This window comes from Phormidium yuhuli AB48 (assembly GCF_023983615.1).
In the GTDB taxonomy this organism is placed as follows: Bacteria; Cyanobacteriota; Cyanobacteriia; order Cyanobacteriales; family Geitlerinemataceae; genus Sodalinema; species Sodalinema yuhuli.
This window is the reverse complement of the sequence record NZ_CP098611.1, coordinates 917980-934305: the sequence shown is the minus strand read 5'-3', so window position 1 is coordinate 934305 and position 16326 is coordinate 917980. Positions and strand designations below refer to the sequence as shown.

The window sequence follows — 16326 nt, the reverse complement described above, 5'->3', positions numbered from 1 at the left end:
CGGAGATGGGTTGTTTAAGCATTCCTTAGGGAGACTTAAACAGGTCAATCCGGGGATACTGGGTCAATTCCTAGCAAAGTGCTGAATTTTCCTAAGTCTCAACCGACTCTTAACTCGGTCGCCTCGGAATCAGCTTTCGCGAGACCCCAGCCAACAAATCTGCGATCGCCAAGATCACCCTGACGAGCACTCCAACCCCGGAGTGCTGTTCTGACGTGGCTTGGTGTTGGTCTGGCGCGACGTTGAACTCTCGGGCAGGATCGCAGCCCGCCTATCTTCAGTCTGTGTAGTGGCGAAACAAGGAGAAAGCAGTACCGTGTCTGTTGGGATTCTCGGCAAAAAGGTCGGCATGACCCAAATCTTTAGCGAAGATGGCAAAGCCATCCCCGTTACAGTCGTCGAAGCCGGTCCGTGTAAAATCACGCAAATCAAAACCAAAGAGACCGACGGTTACGAAGCCGTCCAAATTGGTTACGAGGAAGTTAAACCTAAAAACCTTAACCAACCTTTACTGGGTCATCTAAAAAAATCCGATGCCCCCCCTCTGCGTCACCTCCGTGAATACAAACCGCAGAGTGTGAGTGAATATGAACTGGGGCAAACCCTCACCGTAGAACTGTTCAGCGATGGTCAACTCATCGACGTGAGCGGTAACAGCATCGGTCGAGGCTTTGCCGGATATCAAAAGCGCCACAACTTCAAACGTGGGCCCATGTCTCACGGTTCCAAAAACCACCGCTTACCCGGTTCAACCGGCGCCGGAACCACCCCCGGTCGGGTTTATCCCGGTAAACGGATGGCCGGTCGTAAAGGCGGAAGCCGCGTCACCGTGCGGAAACTCACCGTCGTCAAAACCGACCTAGAAAACAACTTAATCCTCGTCAAAGGTGCCGTCCCCGGTAAACCTGGCACAGTATTGAGCATCAGCCCTGCCAACATCGTTGGCCAATCGTAAACGTCCCATTCTGGAACAAAACACAGACAATCAACATGGTTAATTGTGTCGTTCGCAACTGGCAAGGAGAAGAAGTGGGACAAGCTTCCCTTGACCTTAAGGTTGCCAAAGAAGAAACCGCAGCCCACATCGTCCATCGCGCCCTCGTGCGTCAGATGACGAATGCCCGCCAAGGGACCGCCTCTACCAAAACCCGCGCCGAAGTGCGGGGTGGGGGTCGTAAACCCTGGCGACAAAAAGGAACAGGTCGCGCTCGCGCCGGTTCCATCCGGTCTCCCCTCTGGAGAGGAGGCGGTGTCATCTTTGGTCCCAAACCTCGGGATTACAACCTAAAGATGAACCGCAAGGAACGTCGGCTCGCCCTGAGAACCGCCTTCCAAAGCCGCAGTGAAGACCTCATCGTCGTCGAAGAGTTCGCTGACGAATTTCCTCGGCCCAAAACCAAAGACTTAGCCTCCGCCCTCCAGCGTTGGGGTGTCGAGTCCGGGCAAAAAGCCCTGCTCATTTTGCCCGAACTCCCTGACAACATCTATTTGTCAGCCCGTAACCTAGAGCGGTTGAAAGTCATCACTGCCACCAATCTCAACGTTTACGACCTCTTGCACGCCGACGCCATCATTACCACGGCGGCTGGGTTAGCCAAGATTCACGAGGTTTACAATGACTAAACCCCTTGACCCCCGGACCCTACCCGACCTCATCAAACGTCCCATCATCACCGAGAAAGCCACCTTGCTGATGGAGACGAATCAATATGTCTTCGACGTGTCGCCCAAAGCGACCAAGCCGGAAATTAAAGCCGCCGTCGAACAAGTCTTTGATGTCAAGGTCATTTCCGTCAACACCAGCACCCCTCCCCGCAAGAAAAAACGGGTCGGGCGCTTCATCGGTTACAAGAGCCAATACAAACGGGCCATTGTCCGTCTGGCCGAGGGTGACACCATTCCGCTGTTCCCAGACGTGTAATCCAGACGTTTAAGCCAATCGGTCCTTACTTAGCAAACCCCAGCCAAGGTCAATACTATGGGTATCCGCTCATACCGCCCTTATACTCCGGGAACTCGACAGGCGACCGTTTCGGACTTCGAGACCATTACCCGCGATAAGCCCGAAAAGAGCCTAACCAAATCTAAACACCGCGCCAAAGGTCGTAATAACCGAGGCGTGATTACCTGCCGTCATCGTGGTGGCGGTCACAAACGTCGCTATCGTCTCATCGACTTCCGACGGGATAAACATAACGTCCCGGCCAAAGTCGCTCAGATTGAATACGACCCCAACCGCAACGCCCGGATTGCCCTACTTCACTACCTCGATGGTGAAAAGCGGTACATCCTGCATCCGACGGGACTGGCCGTGGGGACACAAATTGTCTCTGGCCCCGATGCTCCCATCGAAGTGGGCAACGCCCTGCCCCTGTCCAACATTCCTTTAGGGACCACGGTTCATAACGTTGAACTGAATCCCGGACGGGGTGGACAAATCGTCCGCGCCGCTGGAACCAGTGCCCAGTTAGTGGCAAAAGAAGGTAACTTCGTCACCCTGAAACTGCCCTCCACGGAAGTACGGATGGTGCGTCGTGAATGCTACGCCACCATCGGTCAGGTGGGGAACGCCGATGCTAGAAACCTAACCCTAGGTAAAGCCGGTCGGACCCGCTGGAAAGGTCGCCGTCCCCAGGTTCGGGGTAGCGTCATGAACCCGGTGGACCACCCCCATGGTGGTGGTGAAGGCCGGGCCCCCATTGGTCGCAGCGGTCCGGTTACCCCTTGGGGTAAACCCACCCTGGGCATGAAAACCCGCAAGAAAAACAAACAAAGCAACAAATACGTGGTGCGTCGTCGCCGCAAAACCTCCAAACGGAGCCGGGGCGGACGCGAGAGCTAACATGCTTTTGCGTATTTGTCAAGCCCGTCTGGGTCAGCTTTGTTCTCCTGCTGGACAGGTCCTGTTCACCACTCCCCGTTTGCAATACCTATGAGTCGATCGCTAAAAAAGGGCCCCTTCATCGCCGATAGCTTGATGAAGAAAGTTGAGGCTCTCAACGCCAAAAACGAAAAACAGGTCATCAAGACCTGGTCTCGTGCCTCGACCATCGTGCCGCAAATGATCGGACATACCATCGCCGTCCATAACGGACGCGCTCATGTCCCCGTTTACGTCAACGAACAAATGGTCGGACACAAACTTGGAGAGTTCGCCCCTACGCGCACCTTCAAAGGTCACGCCAAGAGCGACAAAAAAGCCCGCCGATAACCTGAAAACGAGTAAGGAGAAGCCTGATGGCTGTCGATACCAGCGAACAAGCAACGGCGATCGCGCGTTACGTCCGCATGTCCCCCAAAAAAGTGCGTCGTGTCCTCGACCAAATTCGAGGCCGCTCCTATCGGGAAGCACTAATTATCCTGGAGTTCATGCCCTACCGCGCCTGCGATCCCGTGCTGAAAGTCCTACGCTCCGCCGTTGCCAACGCCGAGCATAACCTAGGACTCGATCCCCAAACCCTTGTGGTGAGCGAAGCCTTCGCCAACGAAGGCCCCGGTCTAAAACGCTACCGCCCCCGCGCTCAGGGTCGCGCCTATGCCATTCGCCGACCCACCTGCCATATCACTGTGGCAGTTGCGCCTGACTACGAAGAAGACTAAGAGAGGACTCGACACTCGTGGGACAAAAGATTCACCCAACAGGTTTTCGCCTTGGGGTTACCCAAGAGCACCGCTCACGGTGGTTTGCCGATAGCAAACGCTATCCCGAACTGCTGCGCGAAGACCGTTTAATTCGGGACTACATCAGCAAAAATCTCAACAACGCCGGCATTTCCGAAGTCCACATCGAGCGTAAAGCCGACCAAGTGGACCTGGAAATTCGCACCGCTCGTCCCGGTGTGGTCGTCGGTCGTGGTGGCAGTGGCATTGAAAGCCTGCGAACCAATCTGCAAGCCCTACTCGGTGGCAGCAACCGCCAAATCCGCATCAACGTCGTTGAAGTGGCCCGAGTTGACGCCGATGCCGCTCTGATTGCCGAATACATCGCCCAACAACTCGAACGTCGGGTATCCTTCCGCCGGGTGGTGCGCCAAGCCATCCAACGGGCCCAGCGTGCTGGGGTTGAAGGCATCAAAGTTCAAGTTTCCGGACGGCTCAACGGTGCAGAAATTGCCCGGACCGAATGGACTCGCGAAGGCCGCGTGCCTCTGCATACCCTGCGGGCAGACATTGACTACAGCTACCGTACCGCTCGCACTGTGTACGGCATCCTGGGCGTGAAAGTCTGGATTTTCAAAGGTGAAATCCTCCCCGGACAAACCGATAAACCCGCTCCGAGCGCCCCTCAACCCCGTCGTCGCCAACAGCGTCGTCGTCAGTTTGAAGACCGTTCCAACGAAGGATAAGCCTCACCGGTTGCTTCGGCACTGGTAAGCATCATCCTGCCCTTGTCCACCGTTTGATCCGTTGATCATGCTCAGTCCCAAACGTACTAAATTCCGCAAACAACATCGCGGACGGATGCGCGGCTTAGCAACCCGTGGGAACACCGTTGATTTCGGTGATTTCGGACTCCAGGCCCTTGAACCCTCCTGGATTACCTCCCGTCAAATCGAAGCCAGCCGTCGTGCGATGACCCGCTATATCCGACGCGGCGGAAAAATCTGGATTCGCCTATTCCCGGATAAACCCGTGACCATGCGCCCCGCCGAAACCCGGATGGGTTCGGGTAAGGGGAACCCAGAATTCTGGGTCGCCGTGGTTAAACCCGGCCGCATCATGTTTGAAATCGCCGGGGTTCCCGAGGAGACCGCTCGGGAAGCAATGCGCTTGGCATCCTTTAAGTTGCCCATTAAGACCAAGTTTATCAAGCGCGAAGGAGAGTAAACTCACTATGGCTTTACCCCAAATCGAAGAGGTTCGTAACCTCTCCCAAGAGGAGATTGCCGAGCAGGTGGTTCAGGTCAAAAAACAACTGTTTGAATTGCGCTTACAACAAGCCACCGGACAGTTGGAGAAAACCCACCAGTTCAAACACCTGCGCCATCGTTTAGCTCAACTGCTGACTGTGGAAGGGGAACTTAAGCGGCAAGCGGCCAGTGAAGCGGCTCCTCAAGCGGATTCAGATACGGATTCTGAGGGTTCAACCCCAGCTACCCCCGTTGTGGAAGCTAGCGAAACCCCAGCCCCCTCTGAAAGTACAACCGAAGCGACTCCTGAAGCACCTGCTGAAGAAGCCACCGCTGAAGAGGAGTAGGAGCAGTGACCTCGCTGTGACCCTTCACCCCCTAACACATCTGTAAATCCCCATTTGTTATGGCAGTTAAAGAAAGAATTGGCACCGTCGTCAGCAACAAAATGGATAAAACCGTCGTGGTTGCTGTGGAAACTCGGGTTCCTCACCCCAAATATGGGAAAACGATGGTTCAAACTCGTCGGTATAAAGCCCATGACGAGAACAACGAGTCCAACGAGGGCGATCGCGTCCGTATTCGTGAATCCCGCCCTTTGAGCAAACAAAAACGCTGGGTAATCGTCGAAACCCTCAGCCACGCCAGCGGAGTTTAACCCCTCCCCTGAGCCATTCCCTTGTTCACCGAACCCCCCATAAGGGAGACTGACCGTGATTCAAAAAGAAACCTACCTCAATGTCGCTGACAACAGCGGGGCCCGGAAGCTGATGTGCATCCGAGTCCTCGGGGGGAATCGTCGTTATGCCCACGTTGGCGATACTGTAATCGCCGTCGTCAAAGACGCACTCCCCAATATGCCCATCAAAAAATCGGACATCGTGCGCGCCGTCATCGTCCGCACCCGTAAAAATCTCTTACGGGAAAGTGGTATGAGCATTCGCTTTGATGACAACGCCGCCGTGATTGTCAACCCTGAAGGAAATCCCCGAGGTACTCGCGTTTTCGGCCCCGTTGCCCGTGAACTCCGGGAAAGAAACTTCACCAAAATTGTATCCCTCGCGCCGGAGGTCCTATAAATGGCTAAAAAACAACGCCAAACTACCCCCGTCCGCCACAAAATGCACGTCAAAACTGGCGATACCGTCCAAGTCATCGCTGGCAAAGATAAAGGTAAAGTGGGCGAAATCCTACGGGCAATTCCTGAAACCAGTCAGGTGATTGTCAAAGGGGTTAACATTCGCACCAAGCATGTCAAACCCACCCAAGAGGGTGAATCCGGTAGCATCAATACCTATGAAGCCCCGGTTCACAGCTCCAACGTCATGCTCTACTCCAACAAAGAAAAAGTAGCCAGTCGGGCGTGCTACACCTTTACCGAAGACGGTCGTAAAGTCAGAAAGCTTAGAAAAACTGGCGAGATCATTGACTAACTATCAACTCGGGCGATCGCAACCCAGTCCTGACCCAGACCAGGACATCATCCAGACATCACGATCATGACACAGCGACTCAAAACCCTCTACCTAGAGACCATTGTTCCCAAACTCAAATCCGAGTTTAACTACGAGAACATCCACGAAGTCCCCCAACTCTCCAAAATCACCGTGAACCGGGGCTTAGGGGAAGCGTCCCAAAACGCCAAAGCCCTGGAATCTTCCCTACGGGAACTGGCCGTCATCACCGGGCAAAAGCCGGTGGTCACTCGCGCTAAAAAATCCATTGCTGGCTTCAAAGTCCGTGAAGGAATGCCCGTTGGGGTCATGGTGACCCTGCGTCGAGAACGCATGTATGCCTTTCTCGATCGCTTGATCAGCATTTCGTTACCCCGGATTCGCGACTTTCGTGGCATTAGTCCCAAAAGTTTTGATGGTCGAGGCAACTACACCCTCGGGGTCCGTGAACAATTGATCTTCCCCGAAGTGGATTACGACAGTATTGACCAGTTGCGGGGAATGGACATCTCCATTGTCACCACAGCCAACACCGACGAAGAAGGTCGTGCGTTGCTCAGGGAAATGGGAATGCCCTTCCGCAGTAATTGAGGCAGGTTAGATAAGAGGAAACTATGGCGGCTAACGACACCATTGCAGATATGCTGACGCGCATTCGCAATTCCACCTTGGCGCGACACGACACGACGCAAGTGCCGTCCACCAAGATGACGCGCAGCATTGCCCAAGTCTTAAAAGACGAAGGCTTCATTTCAGATTTCACAGAAGAGGGCGAAGGCATCAACCGCCATCTCGTCATCTCGCTCAAGTACAAAGGCAAACATCGTCAACCCACCATCAAGAAGCTTAAGCGCGTCAGTAAGCCGGGCTTGCGAGTGTATTCCAACCGGAAAGAACTCCCCCGCATCTTAGGCGGAATCGGTATTGCCATCATTTCCACCTCCCACGGGATCATGACCGATCGCGAGGCCCGTCGCCAAGGCGTTGGCGGAGAAGTTCTCTGCTACGTCTACTAAACCCGACAGCGAGTTGACGCATCCCATTCCATCCGTAAGATAACCGCAGAGAAACCGCAATGTCTCGAATTGGCAAACGTCCTATACCCGTTCCCAAGAACGTCACCGTCAACCTTGACGGACAAGCTGTTTCCGTCAAAGGTCCTTTGGGAGAACTCTCACGGGACTTTCCCCGTGAAGTTAAACTCAGCCAAGATGACGACGGAACACTCCTGGTTCAACGTCGCGATGAATCTCGGCAATGCCGCGCTCGTCACGGACTCAGCCGCACCCTCCTAGCCAACATGGTCGATGGCGTGTCCAAAGGCTTTGAACGGCGACTGGAAATCCAAGGGGTGGGCTATCGTGCCCAAGTCCAAGGGCGCAAATTAGTCCTCAACGTGGGTTACAGCCAACCCGTTGAAATCAATCCCCCCGAAGGCATTGATATCAGTGTCGAAAACAACACCAACGTCATTGTTAAAGGGATTAACAAAGAAATCGTTGGTAACGTCGCGGCCCAAATTCGTGGCGTGCGTCCCCCTGAAGTCTATAAAGGCAAAGGAATTCGCTACGCTGGCGAACAAGTCCGTCGTAAAGCCGGGAAAGCCGGGAAAAAATAAGCTCCCTTGGCTTACCCCTCAGGCTTTTAAGATCCCTTTATCTCTAGGCTTTTCAAACGCCGATTCCCTATTGTCACTATGAAACTGACCCGAAAGCAGTCCACCCACCGCCGACATCGTCGGATTCGCCGTAAAGTGCAGGGAACCACGGAACGCCCCAGAGTGGCCGTCTTCCGTTCCAACCAGCACATTTATGTCCAGGCGATTGATGACACCCAACATCACACCCTAGCCACCGCTTCGACGCTCGATCCCGATTTACGGGCTAGCCTCTCGGGAACGGCAACCTGTGAAGCCTCGGCCAAGGTTGGTGAACTTCTCGCCAAACGCCTTCAGGACAAAGGTATTGATAAAGTTGTGTTCGATCGCGGGGGAAACCTCTATCACGGTCGAGTGCAAGCTTTAGCTGAAGCCGCTCGTGAAGCCGGTCTTCAGTTCTAAAACGTCTCTCAAAACGTACTACGCACGACAGGATCCAACATGGCAGAACAACGCGATCGTCGCAAAAAAGGTAACCGTAACCGCGAAAAAGAGTCCGAATGGCAAGAGCGCGTCGTCCAGATTCGCCGCGTCACCAAAGTGGTTAAAGGCGGTAAAAAACTCAGCTTCCGCGCCATTGTCGTCGTTGGCAATGAACGAGGACAGGTCGGCGTCGGCGTCGGCAAAGCCGGCGATGTCATCGGTGCCGTCAAAAAAGGCGTGGCCGATGCCAAAAAACACACCATCACGGTTCCCCTCAATAAAGCCAGTTCCATTCCCCACCGAGTCAATGGGGAAGCCGGAGGTGCTCGTGTGATGATGCGTCCCGCCTCCGCCGGTACTGGGGTAATTGCTGGGGGTGCGGTTCGTACCGTTCTCGAATTGGCCGGTGTTCGTAACATCCTCGCCAAACAACTCGGGTCCAGTAACCCCCTCAACAATGCTCGCGCCGCCGTTGACGGACTCTCGACCCTGCGGACCTTCGGCGATGTCGCCAAAGAGCGAGATATTCCCCTAGAACAAGTCTTTTCCTAAAGACCTGCTCGGAACTCACAACTGCGGTTCACCGTTGACCCCATCCGTCCCTGTTAACGGGCCGGCCGGAGGCAGCACCCAGGTATATTGTTCACCGTTCATTGTTATAGATCATGAGATTACAAGACGTTCAGCCGCAACCCGGCTCTAAAAAACGCCGCCGTCGTCTCGGCCGTGGGATTGCTGCCGGACAAGGGGCAAGCTGCGGTAAAGGAATGCGCGGCCAAAAGTCTCGCTCCGGTGGCGGCACCCGACCGGGATTTGAAGGGGGTCAAATGCCCCTGTACCGCCGAGTGCCCAAACTCAAGCACTTTACGGTCATCAATCCCAAACAGTACACTATTGTTAATGTGGGTCAACTGGCTTCGTTTGCAGCGAACAGTGACGTGACCTTAGCTTCCGTGCTTGAGGCGAACCTAGTTCATGCTCAACAAGGTCCGCTAAAAATCTTAGGTGATGGCGAGTTAACCGTTGCTCTGACGGTAAACGCGGCTGCCTTTACTCGAAGTGCCCGTCAGAAAATTGAAGCGGCTGGCGGTCGTTGTGAACTCGTTACTGGGAACACCGCTGACAACAGCACTGAAGCTGACAACGCCGAGTAATTGCCGGGATGAAGGGGCACGGAGTATTCAATCGACGCTCATAGGTATCAGCTAGAGGTTCCCGTTATGGTAGTCAATCGAGAAAAAGCCCCAACGGCTCAGGAAACATTTATGCAAATGGCCCAGGCGGCGGGTCTTCGCGGCCGCATCCTGGTCACCATTGGCTTAATTTTTGTAGTTCGTTTGGGAATTTATCTTCCAGTTCCGGGCATTGACCGAGAGCGCTTCGCCGCCGATTTGCAGGGTAGCCCCTTTTTGGGTCTTCTCGATGCGTTTTCGGGGGGAGGTCTGCAAACCTTGGGGATTTTCGCCCTGGGGATTTTGCCCTTTATTAACGCCTCGATCGCCATTCAGTTACTGACGGCGGCTTTGCCGACTTTGGAAGATTTACAGAAAAACGAGGGGGAAGCGGGACGGCGCAAGATTTCCCAAATTACTCGTTATATCGCCCTCGGGGTAGCGGTGCTGCAAAGCATCGGGATTGCTCTGTGGACCAGCGCCTACGCCTACAACCCCGGACCGCTGTTTGTGACTCAGACGATTATTGCTCTAGTCACTGGAGCCATGTTTGTCATGTGGGTCTCGGAGTTGATTACGGAGCGGGGTATTGGCAATGGTGCATCTTTGTTGATTTTTGTCAACATTGTCGCGGTCTTGCCGAGATCCTTGGGCGATACCATCCAATTGGCGCAACAAGACCAGGCCATTGTCGGACGGGTCATTCTGCTCTTACTGGTGTTCCTCGTCACGATTGTTGGGATTGTCTTTGTGCAAGAAGGCGCACGACGCATCCCGATTATCTCCGCTCGTCGCCAGGTGGGTCGTCGTCTCTACCGTGAACGCACAAATTATCTGCCCCTGCGTCTGAATCAAGGGGGAGTGATGCCGATTATTTTCGCCTCCAGTTTCTTGATTCTGCCAGGAATTATTGCCGGTGCAACCAATAATCCAACCCTAGTTCGCATCTCGGAGTACCTTAGCCCAGGCGGCCCAACTCCTTGGCTGTATGCTCTGTTCTACCTGGTGCTGATTCTGTTCTTCAGTTATTTCTACGCCTCTTTAATTCTAAATCCTATCGATTTGGCGCAAAACCTGAAAAAAATGGGATCGAGTATTCCGGGGATTCGTCCCGGACGGGCCACGAGCGAGTATATTGAGCGAATTTTGAACCGGTTGACCTTCTTGGGAGCGGTTTTTCTCGGTGTAGTGGCGACGGTGCCGACGGCGGTGGAAAGTGCGACTCGGGTGACAACCTTTCAAGGATTTGGCGCAACCTCACTCTTGATTTTGGTGGGGGTTGCCATTGAGACGGCAAAACAGATTCAAACTTATGTCATCTCGCAACGTTATGAAGGAATGGTGAAATAAAAACTTATGCGTTTGATTTTTTTGGGACCGCCAGGGGCGGGGAAAGGCACACAGGCTCAACGGGTTTCTCAACGCTTGGGAATCCCTCATATCTCGACCGGGGATATTCTCCGCCAGGCGGTTGCCAATCAAACGCCCTTGGGACAAAAGGCTCAGTCCTATATGGACCGTGGGGATTTAGTCCCTGATGATCTGATTTTGGGCTTGGTGCGGGAGCGGCTACAAGAGGATGATGCCCAGTCGGGCTGGATTCTGGATGGCTTTCCCCGCAATTTGTCTCAGGCGAAGTTTTTGGATGAGTTGTTGGCTGAGATTCAGCAAAGCTGCGATCGCGCTGTGAATTTCACCGTTCCCGATGAGGAGATTGTGCAGCGACTGGTGGCCCGAGGTCGCCAGGATGATCAGGAGGAGACGATTCGTCACCGCCTGAGCGTCTATCGTGAGGCCACTACGCCTCTGATTAGCTTCTACGAGGAACAGTCGCGCTTGCTCTCGATTGATGGTAGCCAGGAAATGGATGCTGTCACGGACCATCTCAGCCAAAGCTTGGCGGCGTGATACTAAATCTGGAGATTTGTCAAGGGATTTTGTCAGATTGTTTGATAAAATCTTGAAGGCAGTCCTGGGAAGCGATTGCGGTTTTCGCACGCTTTACGATCGCCCCAATGTGTTGAACAGAAAGGAGACCTACGTGGCTAAACAAGACCTAATCGAGATGGAAGGAACTGTAACTGAGTCCCTTCCCAATGCAATGTTTCGAGTGGATCTCGATAACGGCTTTAACGTTCTTGCCCATATTTCTGGGAAGATTCGCCGCAATTACATTAAAATTCTGCCCGGCGATCGCGTCAAAGTCGAACTGACGCCCTATGACCTGGAAAAAGGTCGCATCACCTATCGGCTACGCAAAAAATAACCGTCATCTGTCCCGGAGGTCGTTCTGAGAGACCTCATTTCAACTCAGTTTGACGCCAACAGCCGGCTCCAATCCGGAGTCTGGGCCCCTGTCGTCAGAACTGGAAATCAGTTATAATATCAAGTTTGTAAGTATTGCAACCGAAGTCATGAAAGTTCGAGCATCAGTCCGCAAAATGTGCGAAAAGTGTCGCGTGATCCGACGGCGCGGGCGCGTCATGGTCATCTGCACCAATCCCAAGCACAAACAACGTCAGGGCTAACTGCCCCAACCCCCTCAGACTCAGGTCTGACCCCCATCATACCCCGAAAACCTCAACCCGAGGGTGGAGCTAGCCAAAACTCCCCCACCCATCACACGACGAATTTCATCATAAGGAAAAACCATGGCACGGATTGCAGGAGTTGACCTCCCCCGCGACAAACGCATTGAAATTGGACTGACCTATATTTACGGCATTGGCCTGAAGCGATCGCAAGCGATCCTAGCGGCCACCGGAGTGAACCCCGACACCCGCGTCAAAGATCTCAGCGATAGTGACGTGGCCAGCCTGCGGCAGCATATTGAAGAGACCTACCAAATCGAAGGGGATCTGCGTCGTTGGGAAACGATGAACGTGAAACGACTCGTCGATATCGGCTGTTATCGCGGTCGCCGTCACCGGACGGGGCTTCCCGTGCGGGGACAACGCACGCGGACCAACGGTCGGACTCGTCGTGGAACCCGCCGCACTGTAGCTGGGAAGAAAAAACCCGGCTTGAAAAAATAACCCTCATGTCCTGATTCTCTCAGGAGTGACCCGAAAACCACTCAGCCTCAACCTGGGGCCATCCGGCCCATCCACCACGAACCCTAATCCTAAGCAGAATCTATTATGGCGAGACAACCCAAAAAATCCGGTCCCCGGAAGCAAAAGCGTAACGTTCCCAATGGCGTGGCGTATATCCAATCCACCTTCAACAACACCATCGTCACCATCACCGACTCACGAGGTGAAGTGATTTCCTGGGCCTCAGCCGGTTCGAGTGGCTTCAAGGGTGCTAAAAAAGGAACCCCGTATGCCGCTCAAACCGCTGCTGAAAGTGCCGCTCGTCGTGCTGGTGACCAAGGAATGCGCCAAATTGAAGTCATGGTCAATGGCCCTGGTGCTGGCCGGGAAACTGCAATCCGTGCCCTACAAGGAGCCGGGTTAGAAATTACTCTCATCCGTGACATCACCCCCATCCCCCATAACGGTTGCCGTCCCCCCAAACGTCGGCGGGTCTAACACAGTCGGCACTCCTGGATTGTTGCCGGGAGGTTGCCAAATGGTCAGCATACTTGTGAAAAAAAGTCAAGCGCTTCACAAGATGCAGCAAGCCTAACAGCTTCACATGGGGAATCAGTATTCGGGAGGTCACGCCGTGGCGCAGTTTCAAATTGAATGTGTTGAAAGTAACACTGAAAAAGACCAAGGACAATATGGCAAGTTCACGGTCGAACCCCTAGAACGGGGACAAGGAACCACCGTTGGCAATGCCCTACGGCGAATCCTATTGTCAAACATTGAAGGGACGGCGGTAACAGCCGTCCGCATTGCCGGTGTGAACCATGAGTTCGCCACCATTCCAGGGGTTCGTGAGGATGTTCTGGAAATCTTACTGAATATGAAAGAGGTGGTGCTGAAAAACCACGGGGGTCAACCGCACATTGGCCGTTTGATGGTTCAGGGGCCGGCCATGGTCAGCGCCGAAGATTTTGATCTCCCATCTGAGGTTGAACCCACCTCAGCCAACCAGTACATTGCGACGTTGGCCGAAGGGGCAACCCTAGAGATGGAGTTCAAAATCGAGACGGGAACTGGCTATCGTTCCGTAGACCGCAGTCGTGATGAAGGGGGTGCTTTGGACTTCCTACAAATCGATGCGGTATTTATGCCGGTGCGTAAAGTCAACTACACCGTGGAAGATGCCCGTATTGGCGGTTCTCTGGATAAAGATCGGCTCATTTTGGACATTTGGACCAATGGCAGCATCTCTCCCCAGGAAGCCCTCAGCCAAGCGGCCAAAATCTTGGTAGAGTTGTTTACACCTCTGCAAGATATTACCCTCGAATCGCTTAAAGACGATTACACCCCTGACGAAGACCCCACCAGCCAAATTCCCATTGAGGAATTGCAACTGTCGGTTCGGGCTTATAACTGCCTGAAACGTGCTCAGATCAACTCCGTGGCCGATTTGCTGGATTACTCCCAAGAAGATCTCTTAGAGATTAAGAACTTTGGGCAGAAATCGGCGGAAGAGGTGATCGATGCACTGCAAGAGCGTTTGGGGATTACCCTTCCGCAAGAGAAGGCCAAAGCCTAAGTCGAGCCACGACCCGTCACGGCTCGTACTGTTCACCTCATTGTTTAGCTCAAAGTATTATGCGTCACTCTTGTCGTGTCCCTCAACTCGGCAAACCTGCCGACCAGCGAAAAGCACTGTTGCGATCGCTGACGACCGAATTAATTCGTCACGGACGGATTACCACTACCAAAACCCGGGCCAAAGCCGTCCGGTCTGAAGCCGAGCATATGATTACCTTGGCCAAGGAAGGAACCCTAGCCGCTCGCCGTCGGGCCCTGGGGTATATGTATGATCCTCAATTGGTTCATGCCCTCTTTGCTGGGGTCAATGAACGTTATGGGAATCGTAACGGGGGCTATACCCGGATTTTGCGCACCGTGAATCGTCGCGGTGACAACGCGAAAATGGCGATTATCGAACTGGTCTAAGTTCATGGGCGATCGCGTTCCTACGCCAACCCAGCGGGTTGCTTTAGTGGTTCAATACCTGGGGCATCCCTTTTATGGTTGGCAACGACAACCTCATCATCGAACGGTTCAGGAAGAAGTGGAAACGGCGATCGCCAAAGTCTTAGGCTATCCGGTCACCATCCACGCCGCCGGCCGCACCGATACTGGGGTTCACGCCGCCGCCCAGGTCGTCCATGTGGATGTCAACAGTCCCATTCCCGCCCATAAATGGGCTGTGGTGCTCAACAATACCCTGCCTGAAGGGATTTTAATTCGAGCATCGGCCCCGGTCAGTTTTGACTGGCACGCCCGTTTCACGGCCACCTGGCGGCGTTATCGCTATCTGCTATACACCGCAGCCCGTCCCAACCTGTTTGTCGAGCCGTTTGTCTGGCATTACTATCACGAACCCATCGATGAACAGCGGATTCGCGCCGCCTTAACCCCCCTCCTCGGTCGTCACCATTTGTCTGCGTTTCGCCGCGCCGGGTCCTCTCGCCCCCATTCTTGGGTGGAGGTTCAAGAGGTCTTGTGCCAGCGACAGGGGCCGATGGTCTGCCTAGAAGTCCAAGCCAGTGGCTTTCTCTATGGCATGATGCGTTTACTGGTGGGAATGTTGGTGCAAGTGGCGACCGGACGGCGATCGCTCGATGAGTTCCAGAGTATCTGGAAACACGAACGGCGGGAAGCTGTGAAATATGCGGCCCCTGCCAAGGGACTCTGTCTCTTAGATGTCGGCTATCCTGAGAATCCCTTCCCCCCCGAGGCGCGATCGCAGGCCATGCCTCACTTTATCTTCGACCCCTTATCCATCACGCCAGAGCATTCATTATGACTGCAAAAACCTATATCCCTCCCGTTGATTCGCTCGATCGCCAATGGTACGTCATTGACGCCACGAACCAACGCCTCGGCCGACTCGCCAGTGAAGTGGCTCAAATCCTCCGAGGTAAAAACAAAGCCAATTACACCCCTCACATGGATGTTGGCGATTTCGTCATTATCATCAATGCCGAAAAAGTTGCCGTCACCGGTAAAAAAGGAACCCAGAAACTCTATCGCCGTCACTCCGGTCGTCCGGGGGGAATGAAGGTGGAAACCTTCGACAAGCTTCAGGCTCGTATTCCTGAGCGAATTATTGAGAAAGCCGTCAAAGGGATGTTGCCCAAACAAGCCCTCGGTCGGCAACTGTTTACCAAACTCAAAGTCTATCGGGGACCCCATCATCCCCACGAGGCCCAAAAGCCTCAAACCCTGGTTATTGACACGAATACTGGAGACAACTAATGGAAACTGACCAAAATCGCGTTGTGTATTGGGGAACCGGACGACGTAAGGAATCTGTGGCCCGCGTCCGTCTCGTTCCTGGAGATGGCCAACTGGTGGTCAACAACAAACCCGGAGATCTGTATTTACAGTTCAACCCCAGTTACATTTCCGGGGCTAAGGCTCCTCTGGAAACCTTGGGCTTGGAAAACGAGTACGATATTCTCGTGAGCGTCAAGGGAGGTGGCTTAACCGGACAAGCCGATGCGATTCGCCTTGGGGTGGCGCGGGCCCTGTGTAAACTGGACCCCGACAATCGTCAACCCCTGAAGATTGAGGGCTACCTCACCCGTGACTCCCGTGCTAAAGAGCGGAAGAAATACGGGTTGCGCAAAGCTCGCAAAGCACCTCAGTACTCCAAACGTTAAGACCACCGTGGGGTTCTCCTTCGTCAACGTCAGA

Annotated in this window: 29 protein-coding genes; all 29 read left to right on the top strand. The window is 53.9% G+C overall.

Translation table 11 applies throughout. The annotated features are described in order from the left end of the window. The first annotated feature begins 316 nt into the window (after nucleotides 1-316). Nucleotides 317-955 carry a 50S ribosomal protein L3 gene (gene rplC / locus NEA10_RS03975; RefSeq protein ID WP_252665286.1) on the top strand — a complete coding sequence of 213 codons (639 nt, stop codon included), beginning with the start codon at nucleotides 317-319 and terminating at the stop codon, nucleotides 953-955. Between the two features lie 35 nt (nucleotides 956-990). Beyond that, nucleotides 991-1623 carry a 50S ribosomal protein L4 gene (rplD, locus tag NEA10_RS03970; protein ID WP_252663921.1) on the top strand — a complete coding sequence of 211 codons (633 nt, stop codon included), beginning with the start codon at nucleotides 991-993 and terminating at the stop codon, nucleotides 1621-1623. Beyond that, nucleotides 1616-1921 carry a 50S ribosomal protein L23 gene (locus tag NEA10_RS03965; RefSeq protein ID WP_252663920.1) on the top strand — a complete coding sequence of 102 codons (306 nt, stop codon included), beginning with the start codon at nucleotides 1616-1618 and terminating at the stop codon, nucleotides 1919-1921. The genes rplD and NEA10_RS03965 overlap by 8 nt, the downstream gene beginning before the upstream one ends. Nucleotides 1922-1978: 57 nt before the next feature. Beyond that, the gene (gene rplB, locus NEA10_RS03960) at nucleotides 1979-2842 is read left to right on the top strand and encodes a 50S ribosomal protein L2 (protein WP_252663919.1); all 864 of its coding nucleotides are present in this window, start codon (nucleotides 1979-1981) and stop codon (nucleotides 2840-2842) included. Nucleotides 2843-2932: 90 nt separating this feature from the next. Then, entirely contained in the window at nucleotides 2933-3211 is a 279-nt protein-coding gene (gene rpsS, locus NEA10_RS03955) for a 30S ribosomal protein S19 (RefSeq protein WP_252663918.1), read from the top strand. A gap of 26 nt (nucleotides 3212-3237) precedes the next feature. Beyond that, nucleotides 3238-3600 carry a 50S ribosomal protein L22 gene (gene rplV / locus NEA10_RS03950; RefSeq protein ID WP_252663916.1) on the top strand — a complete coding sequence of 121 codons (363 nt, stop codon included), beginning with the start codon at nucleotides 3238-3240 and terminating at the stop codon, nucleotides 3598-3600. Between the two features lie 17 nt (nucleotides 3601-3617). Beyond that, nucleotides 3618-4346, top strand: a complete 729-nt coding sequence (gene rpsC, locus NEA10_RS03945; protein ID WP_252663915.1) for a 30S ribosomal protein S3 — start codon at nucleotides 3618-3620, stop codon at nucleotides 4344-4346. Nucleotides 4347-4413: 67 nt separating this feature from the next. Further along, nucleotides 4414-4827 carry a 50S ribosomal protein L16 gene (gene rplP / locus NEA10_RS03940; RefSeq protein ID WP_252663913.1) on the top strand — a complete coding sequence of 138 codons (414 nt, stop codon included), beginning with the start codon at nucleotides 4414-4416 and terminating at the stop codon, nucleotides 4825-4827. A 7-nt stretch (nucleotides 4828-4834) separates the two neighbouring features. After that, the gene (gene rpmC / locus NEA10_RS03935) at nucleotides 4835-5197 is read left to right on the top strand and encodes a 50S ribosomal protein L29 (protein ID WP_252663912.1); all 363 of its coding nucleotides are present in this window, start codon (nucleotides 4835-4837) and stop codon (nucleotides 5195-5197) included. A gap of 59 nt (nucleotides 5198-5256) precedes the next feature. Further along, complete coding sequence (rpsQ, locus tag NEA10_RS03930; RefSeq protein WP_252663911.1) at nucleotides 5257-5508, top strand: 30S ribosomal protein S17; 252 nt, start codon at nucleotides 5257-5259, stop codon at nucleotides 5506-5508. 55 nt (nucleotides 5509-5563) lie between these two features. Next, nucleotides 5564-5929 (top strand): 50S ribosomal protein L14, encoded by a 366-nt coding sequence (gene rplN, locus NEA10_RS03925; RefSeq protein ID WP_068787960.1) that lies wholly within the window; start codon nucleotides 5564-5566, stop codon nucleotides 5927-5929. Next, on the top strand, nucleotides 5930-6283 hold the full coding sequence (gene rplX, locus NEA10_RS03920) for a 50S ribosomal protein L24 (RefSeq protein WP_252663910.1): 354 nt from the start codon (nucleotides 5930-5932) through the stop codon (nucleotides 6281-6283). Between the two features lie 66 nt (nucleotides 6284-6349). Further along, the gene (gene rplE, locus NEA10_RS03915; protein WP_252663909.1) at nucleotides 6350-6895 is read left to right on the top strand and encodes a 50S ribosomal protein L5; all 546 of its coding nucleotides are present in this window, start codon (nucleotides 6350-6352) and stop codon (nucleotides 6893-6895) included. A gap of 23 nt (nucleotides 6896-6918) precedes the next feature. Beyond that, complete coding sequence (gene rpsH, locus NEA10_RS03910) at nucleotides 6919-7320, top strand: 30S ribosomal protein S8 (RefSeq protein WP_252663908.1); 402 nt, start codon at nucleotides 6919-6921, stop codon at nucleotides 7318-7320. A 59-nt stretch (nucleotides 7321-7379) separates the two neighbouring features. After that, nucleotides 7380-7922, top strand: a complete 543-nt coding sequence (gene rplF, locus NEA10_RS03905) for a 50S ribosomal protein L6 (protein ID WP_252663907.1) — start codon at nucleotides 7380-7382, stop codon at nucleotides 7920-7922. A 78-nt stretch (nucleotides 7923-8000) separates the two neighbouring features. After that, a complete protein-coding gene (gene rplR / locus NEA10_RS03900; RefSeq protein WP_252663906.1) occupies nucleotides 8001-8363 on the top strand; it encodes a 50S ribosomal protein L18 in 363 nt (120 codons plus the stop codon). Nucleotides 8364-8402: 39 nt separating this feature from the next. After that, nucleotides 8403-8936 (top strand): 30S ribosomal protein S5, encoded by a 534-nt coding sequence (gene rpsE, locus NEA10_RS03895; RefSeq protein WP_252663905.1) that lies wholly within the window; start codon nucleotides 8403-8405, stop codon nucleotides 8934-8936. 113 nt (nucleotides 8937-9049) lie between these two features. Next, nucleotides 9050-9538, top strand: coding sequence for a 50S ribosomal protein L15 (gene rplO / locus NEA10_RS03890; RefSeq protein ID WP_252663904.1), 489 nt, complete (start codon nucleotides 9050-9052; stop codon nucleotides 9536-9538). 66 nt (nucleotides 9539-9604) lie between these two features. Further along, the gene (gene secY, locus NEA10_RS03885) at nucleotides 9605-10906 is read left to right on the top strand and encodes a preprotein translocase subunit SecY (RefSeq protein WP_252663903.1); all 1302 of its coding nucleotides are present in this window, start codon (nucleotides 9605-9607) and stop codon (nucleotides 10904-10906) included. A gap of 6 nt (nucleotides 10907-10912) precedes the next feature. Further along, a complete protein-coding gene (locus NEA10_RS03880; RefSeq protein WP_252663902.1) occupies nucleotides 10913-11464 on the top strand; it encodes an adenylate kinase in 552 nt (183 codons plus the stop codon). A 133-nt stretch (nucleotides 11465-11597) separates the two neighbouring features. After that, a complete protein-coding gene (gene infA, locus NEA10_RS03875) occupies nucleotides 11598-11822 on the top strand; it encodes a translation initiation factor IF-1 (protein ID WP_068787970.1) in 225 nt (74 codons plus the stop codon). A 148-nt stretch (nucleotides 11823-11970) separates the two neighbouring features. After that, nucleotides 11971-12084 (top strand): 50S ribosomal protein L36, encoded by a 114-nt coding sequence (rpmJ, locus tag NEA10_RS03870; protein WP_071591960.1) that lies wholly within the window; start codon nucleotides 11971-11973, stop codon nucleotides 12082-12084. 123 nt (nucleotides 12085-12207) lie between these two features. Then, nucleotides 12208-12591 (top strand): 30S ribosomal protein S13, encoded by a 384-nt coding sequence (gene rpsM / locus NEA10_RS03865; RefSeq protein ID WP_252663901.1) that lies wholly within the window; start codon nucleotides 12208-12210, stop codon nucleotides 12589-12591. Nucleotides 12592-12696: 105 nt separating this feature from the next. Further along, the gene (rpsK, locus tag NEA10_RS03860; protein ID WP_159787476.1) at nucleotides 12697-13089 is read left to right on the top strand and encodes a 30S ribosomal protein S11; all 393 of its coding nucleotides are present in this window, start codon (nucleotides 12697-12699) and stop codon (nucleotides 13087-13089) included. 136 nt (nucleotides 13090-13225) lie between these two features. Then, nucleotides 13226-14167, top strand: a complete 942-nt coding sequence (locus NEA10_RS03855) for a DNA-directed RNA polymerase subunit alpha (RefSeq protein ID WP_252663900.1) — start codon at nucleotides 13226-13228, stop codon at nucleotides 14165-14167. Between the two features lie 59 nt (nucleotides 14168-14226). Then, the gene (gene rplQ, locus NEA10_RS03850; RefSeq protein WP_252663899.1) at nucleotides 14227-14577 is read left to right on the top strand and encodes a 50S ribosomal protein L17; all 351 of its coding nucleotides are present in this window, start codon (nucleotides 14227-14229) and stop codon (nucleotides 14575-14577) included. A gap of 4 nt (nucleotides 14578-14581) precedes the next feature. Beyond that, on the top strand, nucleotides 14582-15433 hold the full coding sequence (gene truA, locus NEA10_RS03845; RefSeq protein WP_252665285.1) for a tRNA pseudouridine(38-40) synthase TruA: 852 nt from the start codon (nucleotides 14582-14584) through the stop codon (nucleotides 15431-15433). Then, a complete protein-coding gene (rplM, locus tag NEA10_RS03840) occupies nucleotides 15430-15885 on the top strand; it encodes a 50S ribosomal protein L13 (protein WP_252663898.1) in 456 nt (151 codons plus the stop codon). The genes truA and rplM overlap by 4 nt, the downstream gene beginning before the upstream one ends. Then, entirely contained in the window at nucleotides 15885-16292 is a 408-nt protein-coding gene (gene rpsI, locus NEA10_RS03835) for a 30S ribosomal protein S9 (RefSeq protein WP_252663897.1), read from the top strand. The genes rplM and rpsI overlap by 1 nt, the downstream gene beginning before the upstream one ends. Nucleotides 16293-16326: the final 34 nt, after the last annotated feature.